The organism is Pseudomonas sp. AC070 (assembly GCF_979258635.1).
Genome location: NZ_OZ409871.1, coordinates 3,786,266 through 3,800,946 on the forward strand (window position 1 = coordinate 3,786,266; position 14,681 = coordinate 3,800,946).

Below are 14,681 nucleotides of genomic sequence, written 5' to 3' on the forward strand. Positions count from 1 at the left end.
CCCGCCGCGCTTGTGGCGCGGCGGAATTCAGCAAGGCGGGCGCGCGGCCTTGGTGTGGTCGGCGCGCCCCTTTACACCTACATCAGCGGGGGAGCGTCGGGCTGCACCTCCGGTGTCGCATTGGCAAATGCTTCAAGGGAATTACAGCGCTCGACTACAGCGAGAATGCGTGGGTACGCATGGAGGTCACAGTTAAAACGGCGGGCATTGTACACCTGCGGCACCAGGCAAACCTCCAGCAAACCAGGCCGCTCGCCCATCGACAGTTCGCTCGGCATTCGCTGCAGGTTCTGTTCAACCGCCGCCAGCCCGCTATCGACCCAGTGCCGGTACCACGCGTCTTTGGCCGCCGTCTCTATGCCCAACGTTCCGCTTAAGTACTGCAACACGCGCAAGTTGTTCAACGGGTGAATATCACAGGCGATATGCAGCGCCACGCTGCGAATTTGCGCACGCAGGCTTGGGTCGCGGGGCAGCAGCGCCGGTTGCGGATAGCACTCTTCGAGGTATTCGAGAATGGCCATGGACTGCGCGATGCGAGTGTCGCCATCCACCAGCAGCGGCAACAACCCTTGGGGGTTCAGCGCCTTGTAGTCGGCGCTGTGCTGCTCACCACCGTCTCTGACCAAATGCACCGGCACCGACTGGTACGCCAGGCCTTTAAGGTTCAGCGCGATGCGCACCCGGTACGCCGCACTGGAGCGCCAGTAGTCATAGAGCGTCAGCATGGCTCAGCCTCGGTACGCAGTGACCACCTGATCGATGGCGCCGAAAATGCTCTGCCCCGCCGCGTCGAACATCTCGATGCGCACCCGGTCGCCAAAGCGCAGGAACGGCGTTTTTGCCTCGCCTTGCTCAACGATTTCCAACATGCGTTTTTCAGCCAGGCAACTGGAACCGGCGCTGCGGTCGTAGTTCGACACCGTGCCGGAACCAACAATGCTGCCGGCGCCCAGCGCCCGGGTTTTCGCCGCGTGAGCCAGCAGCGTCGGAAAGTTGAAGGTCATGTCGGTGCCGGCGTCGGGCTGGCCGAACAGCTCGCCGTTGATGTGCGAGGTCAGCGGGCGATGCACCTTGCCGTCACGCCAGCTTTCGCCAAGCTCGTCCGGGGTGATGGCCACCGGCGAAAAACTCGACGACGGTTTGCTTTGGTAAAAACCGAAACCCTTGGCCAGTTCGCCGGGAATCAGGTTACGCAGCGACACATCGTTAACCAGCATCAGCAATTGGATATGCCCGCCCGCCTCGGCCGCCGACACGCCCATGGGCACGTCGTCGGTGACCACGGCGATTTCCGCTTCGAGGTCGATGCCCCAGGCTTCGTCCGCCATCAGAATCGGGCTGTGGGGCGCGATAAATGTGTCGGCGCCACCTTGATACATCAGCGGATCGTGCCAGAAGCTTTCCGGCATCTCAGCGCCACGGGCTTTGCGCACCAGCTCCACGTGATTGACGTAGGCGCTGCCGTCGGCCCAGTGATACGCGCGCGGCAACGGGCTGGCGCAGGCGCTTTGGTCGAAGGCAAAGGCTTCGCCTTCTAGGCCGTCGTTAAGGCGTTGGTATACCGCTTCGAGTTTCGGGCGGACGGTGATCCAGTTGTCGAGGGCGGCTTGCAGGGTGAGTGCAATGCCCGGGACTTTGATGGCGCGGATCAGGTCGCGGGAAACGACGATGAGTTGGCCGTCACGGCCGGTGTTCAGGGATGCGAGTTTCATAGAATTCTGATCTTCGAGTGTGTTGAGGTTGTGTAGGGCGTGGGACCGCTGCCCTCTCCCCTAGCCCCTCTCCCGCGCGCGGGCGAGGGGAACTGAACGCGGTCGGCTGGTCTCCCCTCGCCCGCCTGCGGGAGAGGGGCCGGGGGAGAGGGCCGGGGCAAAAACCGGTCTAACCCTTCCCCGGCGCCCGCCACGAATCCACATACGCCGCCACATCCACCGCCGCCGCGGCTTCGCCAATTTCCAGGCCGCGCCGCGTGTCGATCATCACCGCTACTTCCTCGACAAAAGTCGCCGGGCTTTCCTGGCTCTTTTTCAGGGCTTTGGGGTGTGGGCCGTGGGGGAAGCCGCAGGGGTGCAGCGTGACCATGCCGGCCTCGATGTTGTCGCGGCTAAAGAAGTTGCCACGGTGGTAAAACAGCACTTCGTCGTAGTCGTCGTTGTTGTGATAGAACGGCACTTTCAGCGCGCCGGGGTCGCTTTCGACCGGGCGCGGCGTGAAGGTGCAGACCACAAATCCATTGGCCACAAACGTGGTGTGTGCCGATGGCGGCAGGTGGTAGCGGTGGCTCATGACCGGGCGGATGTCGCGCCAGTTCAGGCGCACCACGGTGTTGTCGCCGTGCCAGCCAACCACGTCGAGCGGGTTGTACGGGTAGGTCACGGTGCTGATCTGATTGCGCCGCTTAATGCGAATTTGCCAGGTGTTTTCGTCTTGCTGCGCTTTGAACGCGTCGTCCAGATGGGGATGGTCGAGCACGGCGGGGTCGAAAATCGCGTGCGGGCCTAACAGACCTTTGTCGGGTAGCTGGTAGGCGCCATCGGTGTTTTCGATCAGCAGCATAAACGTCGGCTCGCTGGCTTCGATGCGCCAGGCGGTGCCGCGTGGCACCACCAGGTAATCGCCGTCGCGGTACTGCAAGTGGCCGAAGTCGCAGTAGAAATGGCCGCTGCCTTCGTGCACGAACAACAGTTCATCGCCATCGCTGTTGCGCACCAAGTGACGCATGGCGCCGTTGCATTTCCACACCCGAATGCGCACGTCGCTGTTGTGCAGCGCCAGCGGCGCGGCGAGCGGGCAATCGCTTTCGCTCGGCACCCGATTCAGGTCGAACGCGTGCGGGCGCAGCGGGCCTTGCCAGTCCACCCAACCGGTTGGCGGATGCTTGTGGTGCAGGTGCGCGGCGGGCCCGAAAAAACCTTCGCGGCCCATCTCGCGTTCATAGGTGCCTTCGGGAAAGTCGCAGTGCGCTTGCCGTGAACACTCGCCTTCGCGCAGGGGGAACTGAATCCAGTTGCGGCTCATGGTGCAGCTCCTGTGCTTAGTCCGCCGCAATCACGCCACGGCGAACCTGGTCTTCCTCAATCGACTCGAACAGCGCCTTGAAATTGCCCTCGCCAAAGCCTTGGTTGCCTTTGCGCTGGATGATTTCAAAGAAGATCGGGCCGATCACCGTGTTGGTGAAAATCTGCAGCAGGATGCCGTCATCGCCCGGCGCGCCATCGATCAGCAGGTTCAGCTCTTGCAGCACGGCCGTCGGCTCGCCGTGCCCGGCCACGCGGGTGTCGACCTTGGCGTAATAGGTGTCGGGGGTGGTCATGAAGTCCACACCATTGGCGCGCAGCTGGCGCACGGTGGCGTAGATGTCGTCGCTGGCCAGGGCGATATGCTGGATGCCTTCGCCGTGGTACTCGCGAATGAACTCTTCGATTTGCGATTTATCGTCGGCCGACTCGTTGATCGGAATGCGGATCTTGCCGCACGGCGCTGTCATGGCGCGCGACAGCAGGCCGGTGAGTTTGCCTTCGATGTCGAAGTAGCGAATTTCACGGAAGTTGGCGATGCGCTCGTAGAAGCCGGACCACACATCCATTTGCCCACGGTTGACGTTGTGGGTCAGGTGATCGATTTCCCGCAAGCCCACGGCGTTGTCGTTCGGGGTGCGGCCTTCGATGTATTCGAAGTCGACGTCGTAAATGCTTTTGTCGCCGTAACGGTCAACCAAATACAACAGCGAGCCGCCGATGCCTTCAACGCAAGGAATATTCAGCTCGCCGAAATTGGCGTGGCTGCCCACCAGCTTGGCGCCCTGCGACTGCACATACGCGGCGGCTTGTGCGGCGTTCTGTACCCGGAAGGCCATGGCGCAGGCGCTGGGGCCATGCTTGAGGCCGAACTCGCGCACGTGACCGGTGGGGCTGCCGTTGAGCACGAAATTGATGTCGTTCTGCTGGAACAGAAACACTTCCTTGGAACGGTGCTTGGCGGTTTCGGTAAAGCCCATGGCCGTGAACAGCTCACGCAACTGCTGAATGCCTTCGGGGGTCGGCGCGGTGTATTCAACGAACTCGAAGCCGTCGGTGCCGATGGGGTTGTGGGTCTGGATTGGATCGGGTTTGAGAGCGTGCACGGCGTTCATTGCGCCTCCTGAATTGTTGTTATGGCTTGGGCCGGGTGGCCGGTGGGGTTCATAACAGCGCTTGCGGGGGGCGGGAACAAGATGGGGTGGATGGAGGTTTTGAGGGGGTTGTGGGGTGGGGTGGCAAGGATTTGTTACGGGGGGAATTGGCCGGGTTTGGTGAGGCGGTGCTTTGCTCCGCTTTGGGGGCTTTCGTTTGGCCGGGTGGTTTCGCTCCCCTCACTAGCCTGGATTCCCGCCTGCGCGGGAATGACGGGTGATAGAGCTTAAGACGATCGTCACCCAAACCTCCGTCATCCCCGCGCAGGCGGCGGTCCGACGATTCGGGATCCAGGCTTGCATGGCGAACCTAAACGTCCGCCCCGCCTAGGCCTTCAACCGCGGAGTACTTGACCGCTTTCACCCCGCCAAAAGCGTAAAGAAAACCTGCCACCCCGGCCTACTTTCGTTACGTTCACCACCACAGCGTTGGGCTTCGCTGCGCTCAACCCAACCTACATTGGTCACTCCAGCGCACCTGCGCATCAAACGGCAACGGCTTGGCAATCGCATACCCCTGCGCGTAATCCACGCCCACCTCCGCCAGCGCCTGCATGATTTCCGGCGTCTCGACGAATTCGGCGATGGTCAGTTTGCCCATGACATGCCCGATCTGGTTGATCGACTCGACCATGGCGCGGTCGATGGGGTCCTCGAGCATGTCTTTGACAAAGCTGCCGTCGATTTTCAGGTAGTCCACCGGCAGGTGTTTCAAGTAGCCAAACGACGACATGCCCGCGCCGAAATCGTCTAGAGAAAAGCGGCAGCCAAGGCTTTTTAGTTCGCGGATAAAGTGCATGGCGCTGCTCAGGTTGGCGATGGCGCTGGTTTCGGTAATTTCAAAACAGATTTGCTGCGGCGCGATGTTGAAGTGGCTGAGTTGCTCGCGCACAAAGCCGAGAAAAGCCTGATCGCCAAAGGTCGGCCCCGACAGGTTGATGGCGCAGGTGGCGATCGGGTCGCTGTCCGGGTTGGCCTGTCGTTGCGCCAACACGCCAAACGCATGGCTGACCACCCAGCGGTCAATCAGCGGCATCAGGCCGTAGCGTTCGGCGGCCGGAATAAAGCGAATCGGCGGCACCAACTGGCCGTCTTCGTCGCGCAGGCGCACGAGTAGTTCCAGGTGCGCGCCGCGGCCCTGCTCCGCCGCCACCGGCGCGATCAGTTGGTAGTACAGACAAAAGCGCTGCTCTTCCAACGCCGCATGAATGCGCTGCACCCAGGCCATTTCGCCGAAGCGGTTGGACATTTCCGAGTCGTCGCTCTCGTACAACTGCACGCGGTTACGGCCTTTTTCCTTGGCCATGTAGCAGGCCATGTCGGCCGAGCGCAGCGCCTCGGCGAGGGTGATGCGCGACTGCGCCAGCATCACCAGGCCGATGCTCACGCCAATGTTGAAGTTGCGCCCGTCCCAGACGAATTGCAGGTCGTGCACGGTCATGCGCAGCAGTTCGGCAATACGTGCCGCCGGCGCGGCCGGGCAGTTTTCCAGCAGAATGCCGAACTCATCGCCACCGAGCCGCGCCAGGGTGTCGCCTTCGCGCAGGTGTTCTTGCAGCAGCACGCACACTTGGCGCAACAGCTGGTCGCCCGCCGCATGGCCGCACGTGTCGTTGACCACTTTGAATTGGTCGAGGTCGAGAAACAGCAGCGCGTGCTGCCCCGCCTGGGTTTCCAGGCGCAGCAAGGCGCTTTCCAGGCGTTGTTCGAATTCGCGGCGGTTGGCCAGGCCGGTTAAGGCGTCGTGGGATGCCTGCCACGACAGGGTGTCGATGTACTGACGTTCGCGCGTCATGTCGTGCAGCACCAGCACGGCGCCAGCAATGCGCCCGGCGATGCGAATGGGCGCGCTGACCAAGGCCACCGCCACCTTGCTGCCGTCCAGGCGCACCACTTGCTGAGCATGGGCGCTGCCACCGATTTCGCCTGCCAAAATGCGCTCCACCAGTGGCGTGTCGGTTTGCTGGCAGTCGCTGTCTTGCAGCTGGAACAGCGTGCCCAGCGAGCGCCCGCGTGCGTGTTCGTTGCGGCACAGAATCAGGTCTTCGGCGGCCGGGTTCATGTATTCCAGGCAGCCGCGCTCATCGGTGCGAATCACCGCATCGCCAATCGAAGCCAGGGTGGTTTGCGCCCGCTCCTTTTCCGTTTGCAGGGCCAGTTCGAAGCTTTCGCGCTGTTGCACCAGCTTTAACGTGCGCAAGGTTGCCAGCGCGATCAACACGGCAGCGGCCAACACATTGGCGCCTAGCAGTAAGCGCTGAATAAAGCGTGAGCCCTCGCCCAGCGTGTCGGAAAAGGCTTTGGCCACCGGGGTGACTTGCTGGTTGATGGCGTAGATCTGCTCGTTCCAGGCCTCCACCTGTTCAGGCGTTGCGCTGCCGGTGCTGATGCTTTGGTGCATGCGCTCGCCGACGTCTTGCAGGGCGAGAATGAAACGGTCGCCGACCTGCCAATGGTCGATGGCGGTGCTCAGGTAACTAAAGTGGCGAAAGTCGCGGTACAGCCAGATAAGGCCGGGAATGTCTTGCGGGTGCGTGCCGCCGCGCAGAAACCCTTCGTGGGCGGCGCGGTAGTCGGGGGTTGGCAGGTCCATGGCCAAGCGCGCGGCATGGTCGCCCAAGGGAATGGCGATGGCCGCCTGGTAGGCGCGGTAGTCGGCTTCGTCGCGGGTGTCGGCGTACAAATGCAGGTAGGAAAATGCATCTTTCTGGCCCTTGGACCAGAGGCTTTCGCCGGTCACATAGGCGCGTACCGACGACATCACATCCAGGCTGATGCCTGCCAACGCGGCCTGCAGCACAACAATGGCGATAAAAGGCCACACCAACACGAACAGGCGACGTTTGTCCCGCATTCGAAGTGCCCCGCTCAATCCTTATGAAGCGAAAGGCCTCGGGGTCAGTGCCCGGTTCGCTCCCGCGTAATGTCCCCAATTGCTGCCCGCCTTGTGGGGGCGGCTTTTGCAGCATAGAAGCAAACCGCAGAAGCTGCGCAGGGCCCGGCATTCGGGCCCTGCGCGCACACGCCGGTGTTGTTCAAATACCGGCGATTTCCCGCAGCCGGTACCACGACATGCCCAGCGCCAAGAGCGGCGTGCGCAACAATTTGCCGCCCGGGAATTTCATGTGCGGCACTTGCGCGAACAGGTCGAAGCCGGTGCTGTCCTGACGACAGATGGCTTCAGCGAGCAGCCGACCGGCCAAGTGCGTGGTATTCACGCCATGCCCGGAATAGGCCTGGGCGAAGTACACGTTGGTTTCGCCGCGCAGCCGCCCAATCTGCGGCAAGCGATTGGCGCCGATGCCGATGGTGCCGCCCCAGGCGAAGTCGATGCGGGTGTCGGCCAGTTGCGGGAACACGCGCAGCATTTTCGGGCGCATATACGCGGCGATGTCGTGGGGGTCGCGGCCGGAGTAGTGGCAGGCGCCGCCGAACAACAGGCGACGGTCGGCAGACAAGCGGAAGTAGTCGAGCCCGACGCGCTGATCGCACAAGGCGCGGTTGCCCGGAATCAATAGCTCGGCCTGCGCTTCACTGAGTTGTTCGGTGCCGATGATGTAGCTGCCAGCGGGCAACACTTTGCCGCTGAGTTCCGGCACCAGCCCGGCCAGGTGAGCATTACCCGCCAGCACCAGCGAGCCGGCGCGCACCAGTCCGGAGGCGGTGTGCACTTTCACTTTGGCGCCGTATTCGATGCGCTGCGCGGCGCTGTTTTCGAAAATGCGCACGCCCAGTTTGTGCGCGACCGCCGCTTCGCCAAGTGCCAGGTTAAGCGGATGCAAATGGCCTGAGCCGCTGTCGATCATGCCGCCGACAAACACCTTGGAGCCGACCACGCGGTCCATTTGGTCGGGCTCGATCAGGGTCAGCTCATGGCTGTAGCCCATGCGCTCAAGCGCCTGTTTGTCTTCGATAAACCCTTGGTAGTGCTGCGGCGTGTTGGCCAGGTCGCAGTAGCCCCAGCGCAGGTCGCACTCGATGCTGTATTTGGCGACGCGCTGGCGAACGATTTCCACCGCTTCCAGCCCCAGGCGTTCGAGCGTGGCCACGCCATCGGTGCCGATCTGGCTGGCGAATTTCGACAAGTCGTGGCCGACGCCACGAATCAATTGCCCGCCGTTGCGACCGCTAGCGGCCCAGGCGATTTGCTTGGCTTCCAGCAGCACCACGGACAAGCCGCGTTCGGCCAATTCAATGGCCGTGTTCAGCCCACTGAAACCACCGCCGACAATGCACACATCGCAATCCAGCGCGCCAGTGAGCACCGGAAAGTCGATCTGTTTGTTGCGCGTGGCGTGGTAGTAGGAGGCGGTGTGGGCCGTGGGCGCGGCGCCAGGATTAGGGGAGTTCAGCGTCATACAAAGACCTAAAGCTTGGAGGTTTGCACCTCTGAAAAACAATGGGACGGAGCGGCGAAACCGACTCCTGTAGGAGCGGCTTCAGCCGCGATGCTTGTGATGTTCAAGAGCATCGCGGCTAAAGCCGCTCCCACAAGGGCAGGCGTGCAGTTCGAGCGACGAGCGCTATTTGCGGGCCGACTTGTAGTTGTTCCACGCGCGGGTGGTCCAGCGCATGACGGCCGGGGTCCACTCGGAGGACACGTAGAGTTTTTTCAACACATCGTCGGTGGGATAGATGGAGGGGTTGTTGCGAATCTCCGGGTCCATCACCGCGTCGGCCGCCTGGTTGGCGTTGGCGTAACCGACAAAGTCGCTGACCTTGCTGATGACGTCCGGCTTGAGCAGGTAATTGATGTAAGCGTGGGCCTCGGCGATGTTTTTCGCATCGGCCGGAATGGCCAACATGTCGAACCACAAGTTGGCGCCTTCTTTGGGCACCACGTAGGCGATGTCGATACCGTTGCCAGCTTCCTTGGCGCGGCTCATGGCCTGAAAGGCGTCGCCCGAATAGGCGAAGGCCACGCAGATATTGCCGTTGGCCAGGTCCGCTACGTATTTCGAGGAATGGAAATAGGTGATGTACGGGCGAATGGCGTCGAGCTTTTTCTGCGCTTCTTTATAGTCTTCGAGGTTTTTGCTACGCGGGTCTTTGCCCATGTAGTTGAGCACCGAGGGGTAGACCTCGTCCGGCGAGTCCATAAACGACACGCCGCACGCTTGCAGCTTTTTCAGGTTTTCCGGCTCGAACAACACGGCCCAGGAATCGATGGTGTCGACGCCCAGCGCTTCCTTGACCTTCTTCACGTTGAAGGCAATACCGTTGGTGCCCCACAGGTACGGCACCGCGTATTGATTGCCGGGGTCGTTTTCTTGCAGACGTTCGAGCAAGGCGGGGCTGAGGTTTTTCCAGTTCGGCAGCAGGCTTTTGTCCAGCGGCTGGAACACGCCGGCACGGATTTGGCGGCTGAGGAAGTGGTTGCTCGGCACGACAACGTCGTAACCAGTGCGACCGGCCAGCAGCTTGCCTTCCAGGGTTTCGTTGGAGTCGAACACGTCGTACACCGGGTTGATACCGGTTTCGGCCTTGAAGTCTTTCAAGGTGGTTTCGCCGATGTAGTCGGTCCAGTTGTAAACGTTCACCACGCCGCCGGCATACACGCCGCCGCTTAGCAGCAATACGCTGCTCGCCAACACTGTTTTGATCAGTGACTTGCTCATTCTGCGTCCCCTCGGGTTGCCCCGTTCAAGGTTGTTGTTGTTTTACACGCTCAGCAGCAAGAACTCGCGCTCCCACGAGCTGATGACACGTTTGTAGTTTTCGTGTTCAGCACGCTTCACCGCCACATAAGCAGCCGGGAAACGCTGGCCCAGGTACTCCTTGACCATGGTCGATTGCTCCATGCATTCCAGGGCTTGCTCAAGCGTCAGCGGCAAGCGCAGGTTGCGGCGCTCATAACCACGACCGACCACCGGCTCGCTCGGATTCAGGCCTTCCACCATGCCGACATACCCGCACAGCAAGCTGGCGGCCAGGGCCAGGTACGGGTTGGCATCGGCGCCGGGCAAACGGTTTTCCACGCGCATGTTTTGCGGGTCGGATTCGGGTACACGCAGGCCCACGGTGCGGTTGTCTGCGCCCCACTCCACGTTCACTGGCGCCGAGGTGTCGGGCAGGAAACGGCGGAACGAGTTCACGTTTGGCGCGAACAGCGGCAGGGTGTCGGGGATGTACTTTTGCAAGCCGCCGATGTGGCCCAGAAACAGCTCACTCATGCTGCCGTCTTCGTTGGCGAACACGCTTTTGCCAGTGGTGAGATCGACCACGCTCTGGTGCAAATGCATGGCGCTGCCCGGCTCGCCAGTCATGGGTTTGGCCATGAAGGTGGCGGCCACGTTATGGCGCAGCGCGGCTTCGCGCATGGTGCGTTTGAACACGAAAATCTGGTCGGCCAGTTGCAGCGCGTCACCGTGACGGAAGTTGATTTCCATCTGCGCGGTGCCTTCCTCGTGAATCAGGGTATCGAGGTCCAGGCCCTGGGCTTCGCACCAGTCGTACATGTCTTCGAACAGCGGATCGAACTCGTTGGTGGCTTCGATGGAATAGCTCTGGCGGCCGGTTTCCTGGCGACCGGAACGGCCTACTGGCGGCTTCAACGGATAGTCCGGATCGGGGCTGCGCTCGGTGAGGTAGAACTCCATTTCCGGGGCGACGATGGGCTTCCAATTTTTCGCGGTGTACAGCGCCAACACTTTCTTGAGGATGTTGCGCGGCGACAGGTCGATGGGGTTGCCCATCTTGTCGTAGGTGTCGTGAATCACCTGAGCGGTCGGCTCCAGCGCCCATGGCACCAAGAACACAGCGTTTTCGTCGGGGCGGCAATGCATGTCAATGTCGGCGGGGTCGAGCAGGTCGTAGTAGACGTCGTCGTCGACAAAGTCGCCGGTCACCGTCTGCAACAGCACACTCTCTGGCAGGCGCATGCCCTGCTCAGCGAGAAACTTGTTGGTGGGGGAAATCTTGCCGCGAGCGATGCCGGAGAGATCGGAAACCAGGCATTCGACTTCGGTGACTTTATTGTTATTCAGCCAAGTTTTCAGCTGTTGCAGATCGCCTTTCATAAACCCTCAGGGGAGTTGTGCTTGAGGGCGCCGATTCTGCGCGGGGCGCTCGCGGGGCATCTATCCAGTTTGCGCAACGGCGGCTGCCACTTTTTGGCGCATGTGACGTTTAGTCGCGAAACGGCGCACCTAAGCTCCGCGAACGGCTAAACCAACGCCTCGCCAAGCCCGGCCATAATCGGGCGCATAACAATCTGAAAACGTGATTCGCGATGGCGATCAAGGTCTTGCAAACTCTGGACGTCGACCAGCAAAGGACGGCCATCGACGGCTGGCAACAGCACTACGCGCAGATGTCCGCCGGGCGTTTCCACGGCAGCATCGTGCATGCCCAATGCAACGGCGTGGAAGCGTACGAAGAGCGCATGAACACCCGCGTCGAGCAGCATTTCCATGCGCCCGACAACGCCCTGGTGTTCAGCTTCGACATGGCCGACGGCGCCCTGTACCTGCTCAACAGCGAAAGCCAGAACACCTGGATCACTCCCGAGAACTACCGCGAAGTGGCGGTAGTGATCGACCTCGACCTGATGGGCCAACCGCCCTGCCCCAACAGCCTCGACGGCCTGCTGCTGACGCCACTGAAATCGCAGCAAAGCCAGGTGTTCAGTTCATGGCTGAGTTACGTGCTGAACAAACTCTCCGCCACGCCGGGCGCGAGTCTGGACACCAACTTGTCGCGGCAACTGGTAGACGACTGTTTATTTGTACTCGACTGCTCGTCGCGCTCGCTCGACCAATCGCGGCAACGGCGCCTGGCCGAAGACCGGCGCATCGTCAGCAAGGTATTTGAGTTGGCCAGCGCCTACCCCGAAGACAACTTCAACGTGCTGGAACTGGCGACCGCCGCCGGCGTGACGGTGCGCCAGTTGCAGCATTCATTTACCCAATTCACCGGCATCACCCCCAGCGCCTGGCTGCGCCTACGCCGACTGAACGCCGCCCACCGCGACCTGGCCCGCGCCGCACCGGAAGAAACCACCGTGGCAGAGGTAGCGATGCGTTGGTCGTTCTGGCATTTGGGGCGGTTTTCCGAAGCGTATCGGGGGTTGTTTAACGAGATGCCCCGGTGCACGTTGCAGCGGCGCTGGAGCTGAGCCCGCAGCGCTCACCCGTAGGAGCCAGCTTGCTCGCGAATGGATTGCTGCGCCGATGCCGGTGATCTGCTTTTGCTCTGGCCTTTGATCTACCCGCCCCGTTTATCGCAGGCCGAGTGGAGTCGACGTGGAGGGGGTTGAGCGGCCGGGTGCCGCGAAAGGAACATCGGGCCATGGATGGCCCGTTGTGACGTGCCCCCGGAACGGCGGCGGATCGAGGGAAGTCGGAGCGCAGCGGAGACCCAAGGTAGGGGCTAGCGTTTTTGGTTACTTTTGGGTGGTCCGGCATACCGGCAATGACAAAAGTGACTCGCGCGTAAGGCGCGAAACAAAACGTTCAGCACACACGACAAAACAGAACGCCGCGATAGCACACGCAGCCACAAATCCGAAAAAACAAAAAACCCGCCGAAGCGGGTTTTTCTCAGACCATCCCAACATCCTGTCGGCAGCCACCTTGGCAATGGTCGATCGTCCCTGATCCTGAAGCACTCCCTGCGCTTCAGTGACGGTTCTAGATTAAGAAATCTCCTACATACATAAAAGGCGATATCGGAGCCGCTTCTTGTAAGCCTTTCGCTATAGCGCGTTGGCCAATGGCTTACCCGCGACCGGGCTGGAATAAACCGAGCGCTCGCTCGGGCTAAAAGTGGGCGTGTGGTTGCACCCGGCGAATGCTCCGCAACGCCTTTAGAACGGCCCTTCCCTGTTGCTGAGCAAACAGCACTTCAGCAACCTGCGTCGAGCTGAGCACCTAATTCGGCGCAATCAACGTCTCGCTCGGCCGATATGCCGTCGAAAAACGTGCCAGCCGTCGCAAACCGTCCGTCTTGTCATCGTTTAGTAGCAGCCGACCCATTTACTGCACAGCAAGGGTGCAGGAATTCAAGCAGGGGCTGAGCCCGTGCGGCCTGGAGCAGTGACTTCGCCGTCACAAATCGACCGTTGATCGGACGACCGGCTGTCATATGCCGGGAACAAAGGCGAAAAAATCAATCCAACGAAAGTCGAGTCTAACGCTGACGCGGCACGGGCTCAGAGGGACATTTCCGACGCGGAAAATGGCGAATTCCGTGAGGTGTAAAGGACTTAAGACAGCGAGATGGCAGGTTGCTACCGTCGATACAGACGGCTTATGCTCCGCGCCCCGCTGACCGAGGGTAAATATTTTCTGAACTTTTGAGAGAAAATAAACCTAAGGAAATCAGCTAGAAATCTCCGCTAACCCGGAGCGCCATGAAAGCGACACATAGTGTCGATACCATGAGCGCAGTGTGATGGCATATTTCGTGCTTCGTGTGAATTAGGGCCTGGTTCGAGTGCGTGGTGATTCCACACACAACTCCAGTTTTATCAGCCAGCTTGATCTCGCGAAGTGGAGTGAACGGTCTATGGAAAGACTTAGCACCACCCAGCCGGCCTGGTACCTCTTGCAATGCAAGGCGCGCCAAGACAGTCGCGCTGAGGAGAATTTGCTTCGGCAGAATTATGTGACCTTCCGGCCGCAGTGGGTGACCCAACGCGTGCTGCGTGGCAAGCGCCAGGATGTGCTTGAGTCACTGTTCCCCGGCTACCTATTCATCCAGTTGAGCCATGAGGACAACTGGTCTGCGCTGCGCTCCACGCGCGGAGTCAGTCGCATCGTTAATTTCAACCACGGCCCCGCCTCGGTGACCGATCAGGTCATTGAGCATTTGCGTGCGCGCTGCTCGGGGGAAATGCCCAGCCAGCTGTTCCAGCCGGGCGACAAGTTGCAAATCATCCAAGGGCCATTGAGCACGCTGGAAGGAGTCTTCCTGGCGATGGATGGCACGGAACGCGTGATGATCCTGTTGCAGTTGTTGAGTCGTGAACAGCCCGTCCGCGTGCCCTTGAGTCATATCAAGAGCGCGTAGAGAGGCCGGCAATAACCGTCGTACTAAATGCTCCAGCTGAGCCGACCATCGATGTGGCCGGCCACCCGTAGTGCTCGAGCAGTTTTAACCACATCAGCTAGCCGCGTTATCAAGGACCATACGTGCAACCTTGGGGCGGTAGCGTGGAAAAACGATCACTTTTCATCCCGCTGGCGACCTTTGCCAGCCCGTTACAAAGGACTACTTCAATGCGTGCCATTTCTGCCTGTGCCCTTGTGTTGCTTGCCTTGACTGCGGGCGTTGCGAACGCCGCCGAAACTGTGCGTTCGTCCGCAGTTTTGATCGCCGCCGACGACACTACTTCCAGCACCAATGACGGCGCAACAGGCGCGCCAAGCGGTGGCAACGCAGGCACCGGCAGCACAGCGAAAACCGCAAGTCCAAGCTGAGCAAATGTTGATGAAACCATTTGCTATCGCCGCGCACTAAGCGAAGCGGCACAGCTCACCCGCTTACCCCTGACGCGCGCCCTGCC

11 protein-coding genes are annotated in these 14,681 nt (G+C 60.9%); 2 read left to right on the forward strand and 9 right to left on the reverse strand.

Translation table 11 applies throughout. The features are described from left to right. Window positions 1-77: 77 nt before the first annotated feature. From maiA to ACZZ0Q_RS17055, 8 genes are all read right to left on the reverse strand, one after another. On the reverse strand, window positions 78-728 hold the full coding sequence (gene maiA / locus ACZZ0Q_RS17020) for a maleylacetoacetate isomerase (protein ID WP_463541482.1): 651 nt from the start codon (window positions 726-728) through the stop codon (window positions 78-80). A gap of 3 nt (window positions 729-731) precedes the next feature. Continuing rightward, window positions 732-1,715 (reverse strand): fumarylacetoacetate hydrolase family protein, encoded by a 984-nt coding sequence (locus tag ACZZ0Q_RS17025; protein ID WP_463541481.1) that lies wholly within the window; start codon window positions 1,713-1,715, stop codon window positions 732-734. Window positions 1,716-1,884: 169 nt separating this feature from the next. Beyond that, window positions 1,885-3,021, reverse strand: coding sequence for a homogentisate 1,2-dioxygenase (locus tag ACZZ0Q_RS17030; protein WP_122451816.1), 1,137 nt, complete (start codon window positions 3,019-3,021; stop codon window positions 1,885-1,887). Window positions 3,022-3,037: 16 nt separating this feature from the next. Next, window positions 3,038-4,135, reverse strand: a complete 1,098-nt coding sequence (gene hppD, locus ACZZ0Q_RS17035) for a 4-hydroxyphenylpyruvate dioxygenase (protein WP_122451817.1) — start codon at window positions 4,133-4,135, stop codon at window positions 3,038-3,040. A 484-nt stretch (window positions 4,136-4,619) separates the two neighbouring features. Next, the gene (locus ACZZ0Q_RS17040) at window positions 4,620-7,028 is read right to left on the reverse strand and encodes an EAL domain-containing protein (protein ID WP_463541480.1); all 2,409 of its coding nucleotides are present in this window, start codon (window positions 7,026-7,028) and stop codon (window positions 4,620-4,622) included. 181 nt (window positions 7,029-7,209) lie between these two features. After that, entirely contained in the window at window positions 7,210-8,532 is a 1,323-nt protein-coding gene (locus ACZZ0Q_RS17045; RefSeq protein ID WP_463560774.1) for an NAD(P)/FAD-dependent oxidoreductase, read from the reverse strand. Between the two features lie 165 nt (window positions 8,533-8,697). Then, window positions 8,698-9,792, reverse strand: a complete 1,095-nt coding sequence (locus tag ACZZ0Q_RS17050) for a polyamine ABC transporter substrate-binding protein (RefSeq protein WP_463541478.1) — start codon at window positions 9,790-9,792, stop codon at window positions 8,698-8,700. Window positions 9,793-9,834: 42 nt separating this feature from the next. Beyond that, on the reverse strand, window positions 9,835-11,193 hold the full coding sequence (locus ACZZ0Q_RS17055) for a glutamine synthetase family protein (protein ID WP_463541477.1): 1,359 nt from the start codon (window positions 11,191-11,193) through the stop codon (window positions 9,835-9,837). A 212-nt stretch (window positions 11,194-11,405) separates the two neighbouring features. Here ACZZ0Q_RS17055 and ACZZ0Q_RS17060 point away from each other — a divergent pair, with 212 nt between their 5' ends. Together ACZZ0Q_RS17060 and rfaH are read left to right on the forward strand one after the other, a co-directional pair. Next, entirely contained in the window at window positions 11,406-12,290 is an 885-nt protein-coding gene (locus ACZZ0Q_RS17060) for a helix-turn-helix domain-containing protein (RefSeq protein WP_463541476.1), read from the forward strand. Window positions 12,291-13,681: 1,391 nt separating this feature from the next. Further along, window positions 13,682-14,185, forward strand: a complete 504-nt coding sequence (rfaH, locus tag ACZZ0Q_RS17065; protein ID WP_122492583.1) for a transcription/translation regulatory transformer protein RfaH — start codon at window positions 13,682-13,684, stop codon at window positions 14,183-14,185. A gap of 109 nt (window positions 14,186-14,294) precedes the next feature. Here rfaH and ACZZ0Q_RS17070 read toward each other — a convergent pair whose 3' ends face one another. Then, window positions 14,295-14,615, reverse strand: a complete 321-nt coding sequence (locus ACZZ0Q_RS17070) for a hypothetical protein (protein ID WP_463541475.1) — start codon at window positions 14,613-14,615, stop codon at window positions 14,295-14,297. Window positions 14,616-14,681 lie beyond the last annotated feature (66 nt).

Bases quoted from the DNA above. Each gene is read 5' to 3' on its own strand.
- rfaH (WP_122492583.1), top strand. From the start codon at position 13,682: ATGGAAAGACTTAGCACCACCCAGCCGGCCTGGTACCTCTTGCAATGC.
- ACZZ0Q_RS17040 (WP_463541480.1), bottom strand. From the start codon at position 7,028: ATGCGGGACAAACGTCGCCTGTTCGTGTTGGTGTGGCCTTTTATCGCC.
- ACZZ0Q_RS17045 (WP_463560774.1), bottom strand. From the start codon at position 8,532: ATGACGCTGAACTCCCCTAATCCTGGCGCCGCGCCCACGGCCCACACC.
- maiA (WP_463541482.1), bottom strand. From the start codon at position 728: ATGCTGACGCTCTATGACTACTGGCGCTCCAGTGCGGCGTACCGGGTG.
- ACZZ0Q_RS17060 (WP_463541476.1), top strand. From the start codon at position 11,406: ATGGCGATCAAGGTCTTGCAAACTCTGGACGTCGACCAGCAAAGGACG.
- ACZZ0Q_RS17050 (WP_463541478.1), bottom strand. From the start codon at position 9,792: ATGAGCAAGTCACTGATCAAAACAGTGTTGGCGAGCAGCGTATTGCTG.
- ACZZ0Q_RS17025 (WP_463541481.1), bottom strand. From the start codon at position 1,715: ATGAAACTCGCATCCCTGAACACCGGCCGTGACGGCCAACTCATCGTC.
- ACZZ0Q_RS17070 (WP_463541475.1), bottom strand. From the start codon at position 14,615: ATGGTTTCATCAACATTTGCTCAGCTTGGACTTGCGGTTTTCGCTGTG.
- ACZZ0Q_RS17030 (WP_122451816.1), bottom strand. From the start codon at position 3,021: ATGAGCCGCAACTGGATTCAGTTCCCCCTGCGCGAAGGCGAGTGTTCA.
- ACZZ0Q_RS17055 (WP_463541477.1), bottom strand. From the start codon at position 11,193: ATGAAAGGCGATCTGCAACAGCTGAAAACTTGGCTGAATAACAATAAA.
- hppD (WP_122451817.1), bottom strand. From the start codon at position 4,135: ATGAACGCCGTGCACGCTCTCAAACCCGATCCAATCCAGACCCACAAC.